This is a genomic window from Bradyrhizobium septentrionale (assembly GCF_011516645.4).
In the GTDB taxonomy this organism is placed as follows: Bacteria; Pseudomonadota; Alphaproteobacteria; order Rhizobiales; family Xanthobacteraceae; genus Bradyrhizobium; species Bradyrhizobium septentrionale.
In genome coordinates this window covers 78,778-100,101 of record NZ_CP088284.1, presented here as the reverse complement: position 1 = coordinate 100,101, position 21,324 = coordinate 78,778, and the positions used below count along the sequence as shown (strand labels likewise).

The 21,324-nt window shown below is 64.5% G+C and carries 3 protein-coding genes and 3 pseudogenes (1 of these 6 only partly in view); all 6 read right to left on the bottom strand.

Annotation, left to right across the window (positions count from 1 at the left end):
• Positions 1-57: 57 nt before the first annotated feature.
• Entirely contained in the window at positions 58-1,389 is a 1,332-nt protein-coding gene (gene ltrA / locus HAP48_RS00285; RefSeq protein WP_224496640.1) for a group II intron reverse transcriptase/maturase, read from the bottom strand.
• Between the two features lie 476 nt (positions 1,390-1,865).
• Positions 1,866-2,114: pseudogene (locus tag HAP48_RS00280) on the bottom strand (IS110 family transposase); the annotation flags it as partial.
• A 192-nt stretch (positions 2,115-2,306) separates the two neighbouring features.
• A pseudogene (istB, locus tag HAP48_RS00275) lies at positions 2,307-3,149 on the bottom strand (IS21-like element helper ATPase IstB).
• A pseudogene (gene istA / locus HAP48_RS00270) lies at positions 3,146-4,594 on the bottom strand (IS21 family transposase); the annotation flags it as partial. The pseudogenes istA and istB, both read right to left, overlap by 4 nt.
• 131 nt (positions 4,595-4,725) lie before the next feature.
• Positions 4,726-6,150, bottom strand: coding sequence for an ISL3 family transposase (locus tag HAP48_RS00265; protein ID WP_224497217.1), 1,425 nt, complete (start codon positions 6,148-6,150; stop codon positions 4,726-4,728).
• Between the two features lie 266 nt (positions 6,151-6,416).
• Positions 6,417-21,324, bottom strand: the final stretch of a protein-coding gene (locus HAP48_RS00260) for a non-ribosomal peptide synthase/polyketide synthase (RefSeq protein ID WP_234622323.1). 18,563 nt of this gene lie beyond the right edge of the window; 14,908 of the gene's 33,471 nt are visible here — the last part of the coding sequence; its start codon lies beyond the right edge, outside the window; its stop codon occupies positions 6,417-6,419.

Below are 21,324 nucleotides of genomic sequence, written 5' to 3'. Positions count from 1 at the left end.
CCCGCTCATCAAACCGGACGTGCAGTTTTCCCGCATCCGGCTTTCCGACAGGTTTTGTCACAAGGCGCACGTCGGCGACACTTTGCGCACGCGGTTCAGCACAAGTACGCCAGGGTTCCCATGGATCCGATCAGAGAACCGTCTGACGCCACGTCCTGGCGTCTTATGTCGTCTGCGCAGAAAGGCGAGCACGCGGTCGAAGACGTGTCGATCAACGGCCTGATGAGCCGTAGCAAGAGAGCCATAGCTGAAGTAAGCGGACCAGCCGCGCAGAAGGCGGTTCAGTCGTGCTTGTACTTCGGGCCAAGCGCCCTTGTTGCCCGGCGTCAGCAGTACGCTGACCTTCCTCTTGATCCGCAGCACGCTTTTCTTGGACGGAGCCGCGCCAAGATACCACCGTCCCCCATTGCGGAAGCGGCGGGGTCCGAGCGTGTACCCAAGGAAGTCAAAGCTTTCCAATCGGGCATTCTTCACCGAGGTTTTAGTCTCGTTGAGCGTCAACCCAAGCTTGGTCATCACCGCTTTCGTCCACGTCAATGCTTCCTCCGCGTGGCCGCGGCTGAGAATGACGAAGTCGTCGGCATAGGAGATAACCTGGGCATGGAATGCTTCACGCCGACCGCTGAGACGCCAATGCTTCAGGAACCGGTTCATGTAGATGACGGAGAGCAGCGGACTGATGACACCGCCCTGTGGCGTGCCACGCTTGTTGCTCTTACCGCCGCTCATGCACCGTTTCCCGTCGCTATCCCGCTCCTCGACCGGTACTCGCAGCCATAACTTAATCAGCCGCAGCACATTCCGGTCAACGATGCGTCGGGCCACCGATTTGAGGAGGTCCGAATGCGGGATCGTGTCGAAGTATTTCGACAGATCGGCGTCAACAACGTCCGTGTAGCCCCGGCACACAAGCCGGTGCACTTCCTTGACTGCATCGACCGCGTTACGACGCGGGCGATATCCATAAGCACCGTCCTCAAAATCCGCCTCGAAGATCGGTTCCAGCACGATCTTTGCGGCAGCTTGGACGACCCGGTCCCGGATTGTTGGGATACCGAGTGGACGTTCGCCGCCGCCGGGCTTCGGGATCATCACCCGCCGCACCGGATCGGGCCGGTAAGTCTTCGTGACGAGTTCATCGCGCAGGCCGGCCAACCATGCTTCGAGTCCCGACGCGTCGATTTGCTCGAAAGTTGTTCCGTCCACTCCTGGCGCACCCGCGTTGGCGCGGGCCAGCTTGTAGGCATGGCTCAGAATGTCCTCGCGGCAGATCTTGTCGTACAGCACATAGAAACGGAAGGCAGGCTCCGCCTTCGCCTTGCAATAAAGCTTTCTCTGAAGGCTCCTGATCTTATCGGGCGTTTGTAGGCTCATCGCCAATCGACCCATTCCCTCGCCATCTTCAAAAGCGCACCTGAAGTCAGGGTCCTTTCCTCCGCCGGAATTACCCGGTTTCATCAGTACTACGACCCTGTCCGACTCCCGTCCGGTCCATCGACTACTCGATGCTGAAGGCGCGACCTTCGACCAAGACGGGTCTCCCCCGATTACCCGCACTACCTTTCCGGCGTGCCGTGCCCATTACCCCGGTGAACCGGACAGGTGCATGCGTCGATTGCTTCCCTGTCAGCGCGGCCTTCCCCGCCATACGATCGGGTCGGCATTCACATCGTAACTTTCGAGGCGTGCTCAGGCTTCACTCACGTTACGGCCCGCTGGATTGCTCGGCCGCCAAAAGCGACCTTTGTCACGAGGCTTCGATCCGTCCGATTGCTCGTCCAAACCGCTCGTCAGCTACCAGATCAATCGACAATTCTCTGGGTGGATCCTTCCTCCACTGGTAATGCGCGCCGTCGGGGCGCACCAAACGGCTTGACGTAAGCTGGTGGGATCAGCCGCACTTCATGGCCGAGAGTTGCAATCTCGCGTGCCCAATAGTGAGCGCTGCCACAGGCTTCTATTCCGACAAGGCAGGCCGGCTGCTTCGAGAAGAAATGCAGGACCTCGCTGCGCCGTAGTCTCCGGTTGAACACCGGCGAGCCATCGGCACCCGCGCCGTGAACTTGAAAAATGTGCTTCGCCAAATCCAACCCGATGGTGCTAACCTGCTTCATGGAACGGTCCCTCCTTGTGGCGTTCGAACAACGACCACGTTTTAGCACGATGATGCTGTCGGAGCGGGCCGTTCCACCACATCAATCAGGATGAGAGTGGCGCGTCAATCAAGATGAGACAAGGCAGCCGAGTGGGCGGATCATTGACGCTGGCCGCGGGTTTGGCAAGCCTTGATTGACGCTGCGCGACAATCACGCAGGATTGCCAGCGTCAATCGTTGCCTTGTCGAGTTCGTTGGGGGTCGTATGAACGGGCGGCCGGCCTGGACCGCGCTTGCGATCGAGGGCAACTTTTCGACGGTAACTTTCGACGTTCATCTCGAGGATCGTGGCGTGGTGGACCAAACGATCGATGGCAGCCAACGTCATTGCCTGGTCCGGGAAGATACGCCCCCATTCGCCAAATGGCTGATTGGCCGTGATCAGCAGCGAGCGTCGTTCGTAGCGGGCGGCGATCAACTCGAACAGCACACTGGTTTCCGCCTGATCCTTGCTCACATATGTGATGTCGTCGAGGATCAGGAGGTCATAGCGATCGAGTTTGGCGATCGCGGACTCCAGCGCCAGCTCGCGCCGCGCGACCTGCAGCCGTTGCACCAGATCAGTGGTGCGCGCGAAGAGAACGCGCCAACCGTTCTCGACGAGAGCCAGGCCGATCGCCGTGCCGAGATGGGTCTTGCCGCCGCCCGGTGGACCGAACAAGAGCAAATTGGCGCCGGCCTTCAACCAGGCGTCGCCAGCGGCGAGCGCCATCGCCTGTGCCTTTGATAGCATCGGCACACTTTCGAAGTCGAAGGTGGCGAGCGTCTTGCCGGCGGGCAAACGCGCTTACACCATGTGTCGCTCGATCCGACGGCGGGTGCGATCGGCCGCCTCGTGCTCGGCAAGGGCGGCGAGGAAGCGGGCGGCAGGCCACCCTTCCTTGTCCGACTGTGCAGCGAGCTTCGGCCAGATCGCCTTGACGCCCGGCAGGCGGAGCTCATTGAGAAGCAGCTCGACACGGGCAGTATCGACGGAGGTAGCGATACCAGTCATGCAGCCTCTCCCAGGTTCGAGCGGCCTGACATGACGCTGACGCAGGCGAGTTCATCGTAGACGTCGAGCGGCGCCAGCTTGACGGCGACTCGCGGGATCGAGGCCGCCTCAGGTCGGAAGCGGTCGCGCAGCGCGGCAAGATCGGGTAACTGTCCGGCGTCCAGATCCATCGCGATCACCTCGGCGAGTTCTGCTTCGCAGGCGCGCTCGTGAGCCAGCGCCAGAAGCTCGACCGTCACCTTGCAAGCGCGCCGGTCATCACCATGCTCCCGCAAGGTCTCGAACAGACGTTTGTAAGCTGCACGCGGGAAGAGTTGGTCGCGATAAACGAGATTGAGGAGCGCCATTGGCTTGCGCCGCAGGGCATGGATGACGTGCCGGTAATCCACAACATGACCGCCCTGGCGCTCGGACACAGGCCGACCGCGCCGCAGCGTCACGACCGGCGTGACACCAACGAAGCATTCGAGCCGGTCGTCGAAGATGCGCACGCGCAGGCGATGGCCGATCAATCTTGAAGGCACGGTGTAGAACATGCGCCGCAGGATGAAGCCGCCTGACGACGTCACCGGGATCACTTTCTCCTCAAAGTCGGTCGTGCGGCCTTTTGGCAGCGGCGCCAAGGCCTCCTTCTCGAGCGCGATCGGCTTGGCGACGTTGGCGTTGCGCCGGCCGACAATCTCGTCGACAAAAGCACGGTAGGCATCGAGACTGGCGAAGTCGCGCGTCCCTCGCAGCAACAGCGCATCTTCCAGTGCCCGCTTGAGATGGCCGTGCGCGCTCTCGATCGAGCCGTTCTCATGTGCGATGCCCGCATTGTTGCGCGTTGGCGCCATGCCATAGTGGCCCATCAGCCCGGCGTAGCGCTGCGTCAGATCCTCCCGTGCGTCGGCGGCCAGATTGCGGAACGCTGCCGACAGGCTGTCGCTGCGATGCTCCCGCGGCACGCCGCCAAGCGCCCACAGCGCGTTCTGCAAGCCCTCCGCCAGGGCGACGAAGCTTTCGCCGCCGAGCACGACATGGGCATGCTCGAAGCCGGAGAACGCCAACCGGAAGTGATAGAGCCGGTGATCGAGCGGCTCACCCGCGATGGTAATACCGAGCGCGCTCACGTCGGTGAAGTCGGACAGACCCAGGCGACCGGGCTCGTGCTGCTGGCGGAAGATCACGTCTTGTTCTGGGCCGTTGAGCGCCCGCCAGGCGTTGATGCGCCGCTCCAGCGTGCGGCGGATGTTCGGGTTCAACTCGTGATGCCGTCGGCGCAGCTCGTCCAGCACGCCGATCACGCGGATGCCGGGCGCAGCCTTCAGGATCGGAACGATCTCGGCGTCCCAATAGGGCCCGAGCGGATCGGCCCGGCGCCGGCCCCTCGGCGTCTTCTTCTGTGAGGGCGGGCGACAATCGCCCTCGATTCGATACGCGCTTGCCTTCGAGAACCCCGCCTTGTCGAGACGAATCAACAGCTTGCACCAGCCGCACCCGGCCGCCAGACGGGTCCAAAAACGCGCGACGCCGATGGGGACGGTCCTCCGGTCGGGCTGCGCCCTCCCTTCGGTCCGTCCCCATCGGCGCAGTCTCACCTTGATTGTCGCTGGCGTCTCACCCTGATCGCCGCCGCGCAGACTGCATAGATGTCGCGCGCGATGCCGTTGGCGAAGCTCTTGAGCTCGCTGTTGCCTGCTTGTGCGATCCATTCATCGAGCCCGGCGATGTCGCTACCACTGAGAAGGGAAACAAACCGCTTCGCCAGATCAGCCGCCGTGGCGAGTTCCGGAGCTTGCGCAAACAGATGGTCGAGGAACAGCCTGGCTTCAGCGTCGATCTGATCCGGATCCTGGCTCAAATACCAAGCACAGCGACGACGCGTGGGAGCTTTCCAGGTCAGATGTGGTTGTGCTGTTCCTCCCGCGTCTGCATGTGCACGCCTGTCAGCGGCCCATCGCGCGACGGTCACACGACTTCCAGTATAACCCTGTTGCCGAAGCTCCCGCCAGAGCTGCTGGCCCACGTGCCAGCCGGAGGCCCACCGCGCTTCGAGCCATGCCTCGAAGGGCGCGAGAAGATGTGAAGGTCTGTGAGGACGCGAATGCTCCGGTTCGCCGCCAGCGGCCAGCCAGCGCTGAACAGTGCGCCTGTCGACGCCGAGCAGTTGGGCGATCCTGGATGTCGGGCAACCTTGCTCGCGCAGGCGGCAGATTTCATCCCAGCGTTCGCGTCGCGCAGCCTTTCGATCCGCCCGCAACTGTGCAAGGCCGGGCGGCGGCACGGAAGCGCTGGTCTTCGCTCGTTGCGCGGACGCCATGATTTGCACGGCGGCGGCTACGTTGTGACGATGGCGGCCGACCGCGTGGCGCAGGGCCTCACCCAAGCTGTTGAACAGGTGCCATCGGTCCGCCACCTGCACCGCGTCGGGTGCGCCGCAGCGTGCGCCATCAGCATAGAGTCCCGCACGATCGCGGGCGACGACCTTGATCCCCGGCCAGCGCTTCAGCCAGCTCGCAACACTGTCAGCGTTACGATCGGGAAGCAGATCAAGCACGCAATTGCGCTCCAGATCGCAGATGATCGTTCCATATCGCTGGCCACGACGCCAAGCCCAATCGTCGATTCCGACGACGGTCGGAGCAACGAAATCCGGCAACGGGGCCGAGTGAATCATTCGGAGCAAGGTGTCGCCGCTGACCGGCATGGCCAGTTTGCGCGCCAGGCGTGAGCCGGGCTCTCCGCCGACCGCAAAGCCGATCGCCAGTTGGCTCTCGCCGAGGCGGGTTGTGCGTCTTGCTTTCGGCCGCACCGTTGCCGGTAGTCGCTCGGTGAATATCCGACGCGGGCATTGCAGATTCGCGCATCGAAACCGTCGCGCGTGAAGCCGGATTTCGACAACCCGACCCTGCCAGGGCAGATCGGCTAAGCGTCGCACGTAATGGCTGTGGACGCGACACGTCTGGCAGCCGCAACAGGGACAGAGCGAGACCGCTGACTTCGGCCGAGCTACGAGCACCACCCTGTTGGTCTGGGGAAGGATCTCGACAATCGAAAGCTCGGAGGAAACCAGTGAGCGGAAGGCTTGGAGCAAGGCGAATCACGGGCGTCGACTGCGATTCCGACCTTATGCCCTTATTTGCACTGTCCGTGAATCCTGCACCCTGCACCAAATGTGCGGAAGAACCCCTAATTGCCGCGCGGAATGCTCTACTTGTCGTCCACTTTCTCCGACTTGAAACCGGTTTACCTCTCAGTTGTTAACCGGGCGATGATCTTGAAATTTTATGAGCCACTACTCTTGGGAGGGGGTCTATCGGCTGTTAAGGCCGTTGATAGGTGTCGAGCCAGAACTCGGCGGTTCTCCGGGACACTCATCATAGTCACGTGGTCGCCCGGAATTGGCACGGCATGAATGGCCTCCGCACTCAGAACGCGGTCCCAACCCCGCAGGGGCGCACCCTCTGGATCTATTGAATTTTTGCGAGATCGTGCGCGACGGCTAAGATGCTCGTTGCTATAGAACTGATGTATCTCAATCGGTAGGGATGGTACCTCATACAAGTCCAGCGCCCTATGAAACTGCATGCTCCTTTCATACGTCAGAATGTCGTTCTCGAGATCACGATCCAAATGGATCGCCCCAACTTTCTGGGCCTTTTCAAGGAGCTTAGAAATTGAACTTTGTTCAGCGAAGCGTTCAAGCATTTCGAACTTCTCGTCGTCTAATTCGAGAGATTCCAACAACGCTTCTCGCAACATTTGGGTGGGTGATACGCTTGACGGTTTTGCAGGTAGCACAACATCGATTAGAGCGATGAATGAAACAGCTTCATCAAGATCCAGTAACTGCTGCGCAATGGCGTAGGCCAAGACTCCTCCTGATGAATATCCAGCGAATCGATATGGACCTCGTGCCTGAATCTCTCTAATCGCCAAATTTACTTGCGAGGCTATCTCTTCAAGATCTGGAACTCGAACTTCACTGAATTGGGGCCATGGCAAAGCGTAGACAGGACATTCTACGTTCATTTCCTGGACCAAACTGGGGACATAGGAGCAGTCGCCCAAACCTGTGGGAACAAAGAACAGTGGCGGCTGCAATCCGGTTGCTCGAACACAAATCACTCTCGAACTGCTGGGCTGTGGTTCCAATTGAGTCTTTGATGCAAGTTCCTTTAGAACGGGGGCTTGGAAGAGGTCGGCGGCACTGAACTTGAGCCCAAGATCAAGTGCGCGACTGAGCAATTGCACAGCTAGCAGGGAATGGCCGCCGAGCGCAAAGAAGTTGTCGTGGCGCCCGATGCGCTCCACACCGAGAAGCTCGGCCCAGATTGTTGCCAGCGTGGTCTCGATCTCGCCCTGCGGCGGCTCATAGGCGCGATGCGCATACGCCTCCTCGCCCGGGGCCGGCAGCGCGTTCCGATCGACCTTGCCGTTCACCGTCAGCGGCAGCCCCGCCAGCCGCACGAACGCAGACGGCACCATGTAGTCCGGCAGCCGCGCACTCAAGTGTGCGCGCAAACCCCCGGCAAGATCAGATTCCTCAGCTTCGGGGGCGACGACATACGCAACGAGCCGCTGCTCGCCGCGGCCATCCTCGCGCGCCACCACCACCGCATCACCCACCGCCGGATGCTCGAGGAGCCGCGCCGCGATCTCGCCCGGCTCGATCCGGAAGCCGCGGATCTTCACCTGCTCGTCGTTGCGCCCCAAAAACTCCAGATTGCCGTCCGCCAGGTAGCGTGCCAGGTCGCCGGTCCGGTACAGCCGGTCGCCGTCCACAAAGGGGCTGGCGATGAACCGCTCCGCCGTCAGCTCAGGGCGGTTCAGGTAGCCCCGCGCCACCCCCGCACCGCCAATGCAGAGCTCGCCCACCGCCCCGAACGGCACCGGCTCCCCATGATCGTCCAGCAGATAGATCCGAAGATCGGGAATGCGCCTTCCGATCTGACTGCCCGAATCGGTGGTGTCAGACTGATCAAGAGACCGATAGGTGACATGCACGGTCGTTTCCGTAATACCGTACATGTTGATCAATTGTGGTGCACGATCTGAATGCCTTGCATACCACGGCTTCAGAATCGATGGCTCCAGAGCCTCTCCACCCAAAATAACGTAGCGAAGGCGGTTTCGAGCACCGCGCTGACGCTCCAGATCCACAAGAGCTTTAAAAGCCGAAGGGGTCTGATTCAGAACTGTAACGCCGGACTTGCAGATGAGATCATCGAAGTCAGGAGCAGAGCGAGCGGTGTCGCTCGGCACAAGAATCAAACGACCGCCATAACGCAGTGCGCCCCACAACTCCCACACCGAGAAGTCGAACGAGAAGGAATGGAACAGGCACCATACGTCCTGTTCAGTGAACCCATACCATTCCTGCGTCGCCTCGAACAAACGAACGATCTGAGCATGCTCGACCATGACGCCCTTGGGCGTACCGGTGGATCCCGAGGTGTAGATCACGTAGGCGAGATGGCGGGAGGTGAGGCCGAGCGCGCGCGTATCCGGATCCGATTCCGGCAGGCTGGCCCAGGCCGGTGCCGCCGCATCGAGCTCCAGCACGCTCGCATCGAGGCCCACATCGCCCAAGGCGGCGCGGCCCGCCGCATCGGTCAGCAGCAGCCGCGGCGCCGCATCCTCCAGCACCTGGCGCAACCGCGCCGACGGATAGGCCGGGTCCAGCGGCACATACGCCCCGCCGGCCTTCAGGATCGCCAAAAGCCCCACCACCATCAGCGGACTGCGCGCAACGCAGATTGCCACCGGCTGATCCGGCTTCACCCCGAGGGCGATCAGATGATGCGCCAGCTGGTTGGCGTGCGCATTGAGCGCGCCATAGCTTACGCGCTGGTCCTGATAGACCAGCGCCACCGCCTCCGGCGCCTTGCGCACCTGCGCCTCGAACAGCTCCTGGATGCACTTGTCCGCAGGATACGGTGCCGCCGTCCGGTTCAGCTCCTCCAGCAGATAGGTACGCTCGTCCGCTGGCAGGATGTCCAGCTCCCGCACCGGCGTGTCCGGCGCCCGCTCCAGCGCCTCTGCCAGCTGCTCGAGCGCCCGCTGCATGTAGCCGCAGATCCGATCCGCCGAGATAGGCTCCGCCACCTGCGCCGTCAGCCCGAGCGCCTCGCCAAAATCCTCCACTGACAAGGTCAGCGGATAATTGGTGCGCTCCTCCCCGCCCAGCCATTCCACGCCCACCAGACTGTCATCGGTTGCGGTGGCGACCGCCGCGGTGTTGTGGCGGTAGTTCAACAACGCGCTGAACAGCGGCGCCGGCGCCGCAATGGCACTGCAGCGCTGCGCCAGCGCCAGCGAGGCATGCTCATGTGCCAGCAGCTCGGCCAGCCGGGCATGCGTGGTTCGCACGCTCGCCTCGACCGCAGTCCCATCAAGATCAAGCCGCAGCGGCAGGGTGTTGATGAACAGCCCCATGGCGCGGTCGGCGCCGGCGTTGCCCTGCAGGCGGCCGAACAGCACCGTGCCGAACACCACCTGCTCGCGGCCGCTGCTGCGCGCCACCACCTGCCCCCACGCCAGATGGCACAGGCTTGCCAGACTGACGCCCAGCCGCCGCGCCTGTTCCCGCAGCCGCGCATGGAGCGCCGGCGGCAACAACCGATGCGCCTCACGAACCCCGCCGCCGTCGCCGCGCACCTCGCTCAAGCCGAACGGCGTGGTCGGCTCGTCGATGTCGGCCAGCAGCTCCCGGAAGAACGCTTCGTCCGCCTCGGCATCACCGCGTAGATGCACCTGCGCCACCAGATTGCGGAACGGCTGCGGCGCCGGCAGCTCATGCTGGCGCCCCTCCAGCTCGGCCCGGACCTCAGCATGCATCACGTCCAGCGTGGTGTGATCCCCGATCAGATGATGCTGCAGCTCCAGCAGCAGCCAGCGCGCGCTGCCGGGCTCGCGCGCAATCACAAACCGCAGCAGTGGCGCCCGGCCAAGCTCGATGCGGTGCCGGCGCGGATCAAACCGCTCCCTCAGCTGCTCGGCGCCAGCACCATGAGCGCCATCCAGCTCGACCTCGGTCACCTCCAGTTGCGCCTTCCGCCACACCACCTGGGCCGGCTGCGACAGCCCCTCCCAGACAAACGAGGTGCGCAGGATGTCATGCCGATCCACCACCCGCTGGACCGCGGCAAGATAGCGCTCGAGCAGCCCACGCTCGGCAAACGCCATCTGCGATACCAGCAGGTATGGATCGCCCTTTGCCGCCAGCAGATGATGGAACAGGATGCCGTCCTGCAGCGGCGACAGGCCGTAAATGTCCTGGATGTTGCCAACCCCGCCGGGCACCGTGGCGATGATCCGGTCGATCTCGTCCTGTGCCAGCTCGATCAGCGGCAGCATCTGTGGCGTGATCGCCGCACTCCGTTCGGTGATCAGGTTGGCCGGGACCGCCACCTCCTGATGGTGGCCGAGGCTTGCGGCCAGATCCGCCAGCACCGGCTGGGCGAACAGGGTGCGCACTTCGATGCCCAGCGACCGCCGCCGCAGAAGCTCCATCAACTGTACCGCCAACAGCGAGTGGCCGCCCAGTTCGAAGAAGTGATCGTGGCGCCCGATGCGCTCCACACCGAGAAGCTCGGCCCAGATCGTTGCCAGCGCCGTCTCGATCTCGCCCTGCGGCGGCGCGTAGGCGCGATGCGCATACGCCTCCTCGCCCGGGGCCGGCAGCGCGTTCCGATCGACCTTGCCGTTCACCGTCAGCGGCAGCCCCGCCAGCCGCACGAACGCAGACGGCACCATGTAGTCCGGCAGCCGCGCACTCAAGTGTGCGCGCAAACCCCCGGCAAGATCAGATTCCTCAGCTTCGGGGGCGACGACATACGCAACGAGCCGCTGCTCGCCGCGGCCATCCTCGCGCGCCACCACCACCGCATCACCCACCGCCGGATGCTCGAGGAGCCGCGCCGCGATCTCGCCCGGCTCGATCCGGAAGCCGCGGATCTTCACCTGCTCGTCGTTGCGCCCCAAAAACTCCAGATTGCCGTCCGCCAGGTAGCGTGCCAGGTCGCCGGTCCGGTACAGCCGGTCGCCGTCCACAAAGGGGCTGGCGATGAACCGCTCCGCCGTCAGCTCAGGGCGGTTCAGGTAGCCCCGCGCCACCCCCGCACCGCCAATGCAGAGCTCGCCCACCGCCCCGAACGGCACCGGCTCCCCATGACCATCCAGCAGATACACACGCGTGTTCGCAATCGGACGGCCAATCGTTTCAACGACAACGTCCCCCCTTCGTATGCAAATCCAGGTCGAGTAGGTCGTTGTCTCGGAAGGACCGTACAGATTACAGATCTTCTCGACACCACTGCTCTCAAATGCCTTCGCGATGAGATCCGCCTTCAGCCGCTCGCCGGCCAAATTGATGACGCTTGTCGAAGCCGGTACTGCTTTCTGATCGAGCAGAGCGGCGATCGCCGAAGGGACGGTGTTGATTAAGGAGACATCCGACTGCGTTTGCGCATTCTCGACAAGGTGCAGCCTGGTTCCTTGCGAGAGTGGAACGAAGCACTCGTAGATCGACAGATCAAAGCTGATCGAGGTGGCAAACAGCGTCCGGCTGATTTCTGATTCCGCAAACACGCCGCTGCTCCAATGCAGCAGGTTGACAGTGCTCCGATGCTCGACCATGACGCCCTTGGGCGTACCGGTGGATCCCGAGGTGTAGATCACGTAGGCGAGATGGCGGGAGGTGAGGCCGAGCGCGCGCGGGTCCGGATCCGATTCCGGCAGGCTGGCCCAGGCCGGTGCCGCCGCATCGAGCTCCAGCACGCTCGCATCGAGGCCCACATCGCCCAAGGCGGCGCGGCCCGCCGCATCGGTCAGCAGCAGCCGCGGCGCCGCATCCTCCAGCACCTGGCGCAACCGCGCCGACGGATAGGCCGGGTCCAGCGGCACATACGCCCCGCCGGCCTTCAGGATCGCCAAAAGCCCCACCACCATCAGCGGACTGCGCGCAACGCAGATTGCCACCGGCTGATCCGGCTTCACCCCGAGGGCGATCAGATGATGCGCCAGCTGGTTGGCGTGCGCATTGAGCGCGCCATAGCTTACGCGCTGGTCCTGATAGACCAGCGCCACCGCCTCCGGCGCCTTGCGCACCTGCGCCTCGAACAGCTCCTGGATGCACTTGTCCGCAGGATACGGTGCCGCCGTCCGGTTCAGCTCCTCCAGCAGATAGGTGCGCTCGGCGGCCGACAGCAGCTCAATCCGCCCGACCTCTTGCTGCGCATCGGCAGCCATCGCCCGCAGCAGCGCCAGCAGATAATCCCGCTGCCGCTCGATCGTCGTCTGATCAAACAGCGCGGTGGCATAAGCCAGCGTTCCGGCGATCTCCTCACCCTGCTCGCCAAGGCTCAGCTCCAGATCGAACTTGACCTGATCAATCTCTTCCCCGGCAGCTTCCACACTCAGCCCCGGCAGGTCCAATGACCCAACCGCATTGTTCTCCCAGGCCAGCATCACCTGGAACAACGGCGTATGATCAAGAGCCCGCGGCGGCTGCACGATCTCCACCACCTGCTCGAACGGCAGCTCCTGGTGCTCCTGCGCTCCCAACGCCGTGCGCCGCGTCCGCTCCAACAGCTCCGACACGCTCGGCTCGCCCGACAGGTCCAGCCGGAGCGCCAGGGTGTTGACGAAGAAGCCGATCAGCTCTTCGATCTCGCGGTGCCCCCGATTGGCACTCGGCACCCCGATCACAAGATCGTCCTGTCCCGACAGACGCGACAGCACCGCAGCCCACCCCGCCAGCACGGTCATGAACAATGTCGTGCCATGCTGCCGGCTCAGCCGCTTCAGCCCCCGCGTCAGATCCGCATCAATGATGATCGGGACCGTCGCCCCGGCAAACGACTGTTGCGCCGGCCGCGGCCGGTCCGTCGGCAGCGCCAGACGGGCCGGCGCGCCGGACAGATTGCTGCGCCAATACTGCGCCTGGCGCTGCAGCCGTTCCCCCGACAGCCACTGCCGTTGCCAGGCAGCATAGTCCGGATACTGGATCGCAAGCGGCGGCAGCGGATCGTCCTGCCCAGCCGCGAATGCCCGGTACAGCTGAGTGAGCTCGCCCACCAACACGCCCAGCGACCAGCCGTCCGAGACGATGTGGTGCTGGGTCAGCAGCAACACGTGTGCCTCGTCCGACAGCCGGATCAGCCGGCCGCGGATCAGCGGGCCCCGCGCCAGATCAAACGGCGTGCGCGCCTCCTGCTGGCACAGCTGCGACAGCGCGGCGTCCGCATCCAGCCTGCCCCGCAGATCGTGCTCCACGACCGGCAGCCCCGCCTCCTCCGGCAGAAGCTCAACCCGGAGCTTGCCCTCCGAGGTGACAAAGACGCTGCGCAGCGCCTCATGCCGCGCAAACAAACGGTCCAGGCTGCGTTGCCAGGCGCTGCGGTCGAGCCCACCCTTCAGCCGCCACGCCAGCGGCACGTGATAGTGCGTGCTGCCCTGATCCAGCTGCGCCAAAAACCACAGCCGCTGCTGCGCAAATGACAGCACAAGCGGCTCGTGACGTGACACGGCCACAATCGCCGGCAGCTCTTGCGGACCGCAGCGGCTCAACAGCTCGACGATGCTTGCCGCCAGATCGGCCAGCACCGGTCTTGCAAACAGCGTCCGCAGCGGCAGCTCGACACCCTGCGCCTGCGACAGCCGGCTCGACATCTGTACTGCCAACAGCGAGTGGCCGCCCAGTTCGAAGAAGTGATCGTGGCGCCCGATGCGCTCCACACCGAGAAGCTCGGCCCAGATCGTTGCCAGTGCCGTCTCGATCTCGCCCTGCGGCGGCGCGTAGGCGCGATGCGCATACGCCTCCTCGCCCGGGGCCGGCAGCGCGTTCCGATCGACCTTGCCGTTCACCGTCAGCGGCAGCCCCGCCAGCCGCACGAACGCAGACGGCACCATGTAGTCCGGCAGCCGCGCACTCAAGTGTGCGCGCAAACCCCCGGCAAGATCAGATTCCTCAGCTTCGGGGGCGACGACATACGCAACGAGCCGCTGCTCGCCGCGGCCATCCTCGCGCGCCACCACCACCGCATCACCCACCGCCGGATGCTCGAGGAGCCGCGCCGCGATCTCGCCCGGCTCGATCCGGAAGCCGCGGATCTTCACCTGCTCGTCGTTGCGCCCCAAAAACTCCAGATTGCCGTCCGCCAGGTAGCGTGCCAGGTCGCCGGTCCGGTACAGCCGGTCGCCGTCCACAAAGGGGCTGGCGATGAACCGCTCCGCCGTCAGCTCAGGGCGGTTCAGGTAGCCCCGCGCCACCCCCGCACCGCCAATGCAGAGCTCGCCCACCGCCCCGAACGGCACCGGCTCCCCATGACCATCCAGCAGATACACACGCGTGTTCGCAATCGGACGGCCAATCGTTTCAACGACAACGTCCCCCCTTCGTATGCAAATCCAGGTCGAGTAGGTCGTTGTCTCGGAAGGACCGTACAGATTACAGATCTTCTCGACACCACTGCTCTCAAATGCCTTCGCGATGAGATCCGCCTTCAGCCGCTCGCCGGCCAAATTGATGACGCTTGTCGAAGCCGGTACTGCTTTCTGATCGAGCAGAGCGGCGATCGCCGAAGGGACGGTGTTGATTAAGGAGACATCCGACTGCGTTTGCGCATTCTCGACAAGGTGCAGCCTGGTTCCTTGCGAGAGTGGAACGAAGCACTCGTAGATCGACAGATCAAAGCTGATCGAGGTGGCAAACAGCGTCCGGCTGATTTCTGATTCCGCAAACACGCCGCTGCTCCAATGCAGCAGGTTGACAGTGCTCCGATGCTCGACCATGACGCCCTTGGGCGTACCGGTGGATCCCGAGGTGTAGATCACGTAGGCGAGATGGCGGGAGGTGAGGCCGAGCGCGCGCGGGTCCGGATCCGATTCCGGCAGGCTGGCCCAGGCCGGTGCCGCCGCATCGAGCTCCAGCACGCTCGCATCGAGGCCCACATCGCCCAAGGCGGCGCGGCCCGCCGCATCGGTCAGCAGCAGCCGCGGCGCCGCATCCTCCAGCACCTGGCGCAACCGCGCCGACGGATAGGCCGGGTCCAGCGGCACATACGCCCCGCCGGCCTTCAGGATCGCCAAAAGCCCCACCACCATCAGCGGACTGCGCGCAACGCAGATTGCCACCGGCTGATCCGGCTTCACCCCGAGGGCGATCAGATGATGCGCCAGCTGGTTGGCGTGCGCATTGAGCGCGCCATAGCTTACGCGCTGGTCCTGATAGACCAGCGCCACCGCCTCCGGCGCCTTGCGCACCTGCGCCTCGAACAGCTCCTGGATGCACTTGTCCGCAGGATACGGTGCCGCCGTCCGGTTCAGCTCCTCCAGCAGATAGGTGCGCTCGGCGGCCGACAGCAGCTCAATCCGCCCGACCTCTTGCTGCGCATCGGCAGCCATCGCCCGCAGCAGCGCCAGCAGATAATCCCGCTGCCGCTCGATCGTCGTCTGATCAAACAGCGCGGTGGCATAAGCCAGCGTTCCGGCGATCTCCTCACCCTGCTCGCCAAGGCTCAGCTCCAGATCGAACTTGACCTGATCAATCTCTTCCCCGGCAGCTTCCACACTCAGCCCCGGCAGGTCCAATGACCCAACCGCATTGTTCTCCCAGGCCAGCATCACCTGGAACAACGGCGTATGATCAAGAGCCCGCGGCGGCTGCACGATCTCCACCACCTGCTCGAACGGCAGCTCCTGGTGCTCCTGCGCTCCCAACGCCGTGCGCCGCGTCCGCTCCAACAGCTCCGACACGCTCGGCTCGCCCGACAGGTCCAGCCGGAGCGCCAGGGTGTTGACGAAGAAGCCGATCAGCTCTTCGATCTCGCGGTGCCCCCGATTGGCACTCGGCACCCCGATCACAAGATCGTCCTGTCCCGACAGACGCGACAGCACCGCAGCCCACCCCGCCAGCACGGTCATGAACAATGTCGTGCCATGCTGCCGGCTCAGCCGCTTCAGCCCCCGCGTCAGATCCGCATCAATGATGATCGGGACCGTCGCCCCGGCAAACGACTGTTGCGCCGGCCGCGGCCGGTCCGTCGGCAGCGCCAGACGGGCCGGCGCGCCGGACAGATTGCTGCGCCAATACTGCGCCTGGCGCTGCAGCCGTTCCCCCGACAGCCACTGCCGTTGCCAGGCAGCATAGTCCGGATACTGGATCGCAAGCGGCGGCAGCGGATCGTCCTGCCCAGCCGCGAATGCCCGGTACAGCTGAGTGAGCTCGCCCACCAACACGCCCAGCGACCAGCCGTCCGAGACGATGTGGTGCTGGGTCAGCAGCAACACGTGTGCCTCGTCCGACAGCCGGATCAGCCGGCCGCGGATCAGCGGGCCCCGCGCCAGATCAAACGGCGTGCGCGCCTCCTGCTGGCACAGCTGCGACAGCGCGGCGTCCGCATCCAGCCTGCCCCGCAGATCGTGCTCCACGACCGGCAGCCCCGCCTCCTCCGGCAGAAGCTCAACCCGGAGCTTGCCCTCCGAGGTGACAAAGACGCTGCGCAGCGCCTCATGCCGCGCAAACAAACGGTCCAGGCTGCGTTGCCAGGCGCTGCGGTCGAGCCCACCCTTCAGCCGCCACGCCAGCGGCACGTGATAGTGCGTGCTGCCCTGATCCAGCTGCGCCAAAAACCACAGCCGCTGCTGCGCAAATGACAGCACAAGCGGCTCGTGACGTGACACGGCCACAATCGCCGGCAGCTCTTGCGGACCGCAGCGGCTCAACAGCTCGACGATGCTTGCCGCCAGATCGGCCAGCACCGGTCTTGCAAACAGCGTCCGCAGCGGCAGCTCGACACCCTGCGCCTGCGACAGCCGGCTCGACATCTGTACTGCCAACAGCGAGTGGCCGCCCAGTTCGAAGAAGTGATCGTGGCGCCCGATGCGCTCCACACCGAGAAGCTCGGCCCAGATTGTTGCCAGCGCCGTCTCGATCTCGCCCTGCGGCGGCGCATAGGCGCGATGCGCATACGCCTCCTCGCCCGGGGCCGGCAGCGCGTTCCGATCGACCTTGCCGTTCACCGTCAGCGGCAGCCCCGCCAGCCGCACGAACGCAGACGGCACCATGTAGTCCGGCAGCCGCGCACTCAAGTGTGCGCGCAAACCCCCGGCAAGATCAGATTCCTCAGCTTCGGGGGCGACGACATACGCAACGAGCCGCTGCTCGCCGCGGCCATCCTCGCGCGCCACCACCACCGCATCACCCACCGCCGGATGCTCGAGGAGCCGCGCCGCGATCTCGCCCGGCTCGATCCGGAAGCCGCGGATCTTCACCTGCTCGTCGTTGCGCCCCAAAAACTCCAGATTGCCGTCCGCCAGGTAGCGTGCCAGGTCGCCGGTCCGGTACAGCCGGTCGCCGTCCACAAAGGGGCTGGCGATGAACCGCTCCGCCGTCAGCTCAGGGCGGTTCAGGTAGCCCCGCGCCACCCCCGCACCGCCAATGCAGAGCTCGCCCACCGCCCCGAACGGCACCGGCTCCCCATGACCGTCCAGCAGATACATCCGCGTGTTCGCGATCGGACGGCCGATCGGGACAATGGCCTCATCAAACTCAGCCGGACAACTCCAGGTCGTCGCACAAACCGTCGTTTCGGTCGGTCCATAGCCGTTGACAATGGATGCGGCAGGCAGGCATCGGATAAGTTCAGCCTTCGGCAGCTCTCCGGCAAGAATGAGAGCTTGCGACGCCAAATATTCCACATGCTTGCTTTGCTGAAGTAAGGCTGGGGGCAACGTCGCGTGCGTGATGGCTTCGCTTCGCAGATAATCCGATAGCTTGGTGCTCGCTTGACAGAGCTCATCCGCAGGCAAATGCAATGCGGCTCCCGAGCCAAACGCCATTATAATTTCCCAAACACTCGCATCAAAACCAAAGGAGGCAAACTGCACTATTCGGCTGTTTGAACAAACGCCCAAAAGCGTTATCTGAGCCAGCCCCAGATTGACCAAGCTCCGATGCTCGACCATGACGCCCTTGGGCGTACCGGTGGATCCCGAGGTGTAGATCACGTAGGCGAGATGGCGGGAGGTGAGGCCGAGCGCGCGCGTATCCGGATCCGATTCCGGCAGGCTGGCCCAGGCCGGTGCCGCCGCATCGAGCTCCAGCACGCTCGCATCGAGGCCCACATCGCCCAAGGCGGCGCGGCCCGCCGCATCGGTCAGCAGCAGCCGCGGCGCCGCATCCTCCAGCACCTGGCGCAACCGCGCCGACGGATAGGCCGGGTCCAGCGGCACATACGCCCCGCCGGCCTTCAGGATCGCCAAAAGCCCCACCACCATCAGCGGACTGCGCGCAACGCAGATTGCCACCGGCTGATCCGGCTTCACCCCGAGGGCGATCAGATGATGCGCCAGCTGGTTGGCGTGCGCATTGAGCGCGCCATAGCTTACGCGCTGGTCCTGATAGACCAGCGCCACCGCCTCCGGCGCCTTGCGCACCTGCGCCTCGAACAGCTCCTGGATGCACTTGTCCGCAGGATACGGTGCCGCCGTCCGGTTCAGCTCCTCCAGCAGATAGGTGCGCTCGGCGGCCGACAGCAGCTCAATCCGCCCGACCTCTTGCTGCGCATCGGCAGCCATCGCCCGCAGCAGCGCCAGCAGATAATCCCGCTGCCGCTCGATCGTCGTCTGATCAAACAGCGCGGTGGCATAAGCCAGCGTTCCGGCGATCTCCTCACCCTGCTCGCCAAGGCTCAGCTCCAGATCGAACTTGACCTGATCAATCTCTTCCCCGGCAGCTTCCACACTCAGCCCCGGCAGGTCCAATGACCCAACCGCATTGTTCTCCCAGGCCAGCATCACCTGGAACAACGGCGTATGATCAAGAGCCCGCGGCGGCTGCACGATCTCCACCACCTGCTCGAACGGCAGCTCCTGGTGCTCCTGCGCTCCCAACGCCGTGCGCCGCGTCCGCTCCAACAGCTCCGACACGCTCGGCTCGCCCGACAGGTCCAGCCGGAGCGCCAGGGTGTTGACGAAGAAGCCGATCAGCTCTTCGATCTCGCGGTGCCCCCGATTGGCACTCGGCACCCCGATCACAAGATCGTCCTGTCCCGACAGACGCGACAGCACCGCAGCCCACCCCGCCAGCACGGTCATGAACAATGTCGTGCCATGCTGCCGGCTCAGCCGCTTCAGCCCCCGCGTCAGATCCGCATCAATGATGATCGGGACCGTCGCCCCGGCAAACGACTGTTGCGCCGGCCGCGGCCGGTCCGTCGGCAGCGCCAGACGGGCCGGCGCGCCGGACAGATTGCTGCGCCAATACTGCGCCTGGCGCTGCAGCCGTTCCCCCGACAGCCACTGCCGTTGCCAGGCAGCATAGTCCGGATACTGGATCGCAAGCGGCGGCAGCGGATCGTCCTGCCCAGCCGCGAATGCCCGGTACAGCTGAGTGAGCTCGCCCACCAACACGCCCAGCGACCAGCCGTCCGAGACGATGTGGTGCTGGGTCAGCAGCAACACGTGCGCCTCGTCCGACAGCCGGATCAGCCGGCCGCGGATCAGCGGGCCCCGCGCCAGATCAAACGGCGTGCGCGCCTCCTGCTGGCACAGCTGCGACAGCGCGGCGTCCGCATCCAGCCTGCCCCGCAGATCGTGCTCCACGACCGGCAGCCCCGCCTCCTCCGGCAGAAGCTCAACCCGGAGCTTGCCCTCCGAGGTGACAAAGACGCTGCGCAGCGCCTCATGCCGCGCAAACAAACGGTCCAGGCTGCGTTGCCAGGCGCTGCGGTCGAGCCCACCCTTCAGCCGCCACGCCAGCGGCACGTGATAGTGCGTGCTGCCCTGATCCAGCTGCGCCAAAAACCACAGCCGCTGCTGCGCAAATGACAGCACAAGCGGCTCGTGACGTGACACGGCCACAATCGCCGGCAGCTCTTGCGGACCGCAGCGGCTCAACAGCTCGACGATGCTTGCCGCCAGATCGGCCAGCACCGGTCTTGCAAACAGCGTCCGCAGCGGCAGCTCGACACCCTGCGCCTGCGACAGCCGGCTCGACATCTGTACTGCCAACAGCGAGTGGCCGCCCAGTTCGAAGAAGTGATCGTGGCGCCCGATGCGCTCCACACCGAGAAGCTCGGCCCAGATTGTTGCCAGCGCCGTCTCGATCTCGCCCTGCGGCGGCGCGTAGGCGCGATGCGCATACGCCTCCTCGCCCGGGGCCGGCAGCGCGTTCCGATCGACCTTGCCGTTCACCGTCAGCGGCAGCCCCGCCAGCCGCACGAACGCAGACGGCACCATGTAGTCCGGCAGCCGCGCACTCAAGTGTGCGCGCAAACCCCCGGCAAGATCAGATTCCTCAGCTTCGGGGGCGACGACATACGCAACGAGCCGCTGCTCGCCGCGGCCATCCTCGCGCGCCACCACCACCGCATCACCCACCGCCGGATGCTCGAGGAGCCGCGCCGCGATCTCGCCCGGCTCGATCCGGAAGCCGCGGATCTTCACCTGCTCGTCGTTGCGCCCCAAAAACTCCAGATTGCCGTCCGCCAGGTAGCGTGCCAGGTCGCCGGTCCGGTACAGCCGGTCGCCGTCCACAAAGGGGCTGGCGATGAACCGCTCCGCCGTCAGCTCAGGGCGGTTCAGGTAGCCCCGCGCCACCCCCGCACCGCCAATGCAGAGCTCGCCCACCGCCCCGAACGGCACCGGCTCCCCATGATCGTCCAGCAGATAGATCCGCGTGTTCGCGATCGGACGGCCGATCGGGACAACGGCCTCATCAAACTCAGCCGGACAACTCCACGCTGTCACGTCGATCGCAGCTTCCGTCGGACCGTAGAGATTGTGCAGGCCCGTCCGGGGCAATACGCGCCGAACCCTATGCACACTGGCGGCAGGGAGCGCCTCGCCGCTGCATAAAACACGCCGCAGCGACCTGCAGCGGTCAACACTCTTCGCATCCATAAAACTGACCAGCATGGATGGCACGAAGTGAATCGTCGTGATGCGCTGGCTGATGATCAAGTCGACCAATGCGTCGGGATCTCTGTGCGCGCCGGGCGGCGCCAGCACCAGGGTTGCCCCTTCAAGCAAGGTCCAGAAGAACTCCCAGGCCGAGACATCGAAGCTAAATGGCGTCTTCTGCAACACGACATCAGTTGCGTTGAGACCATAGGCATTTTGCATCCACATCAGGCGATTGACGATAGCCCGATGCTCGTTCTGGGCCCCTTTAGGCGTACCGGTGGAT

Coding starts and splice junctions, on each gene's coding strand:
- ltrA (WP_224496640.1), bottom strand. CDS start 1,389: ATGGGTCGATTGGCGATGAGCCTACAAACGCCCGATAAGATCAGGAGC.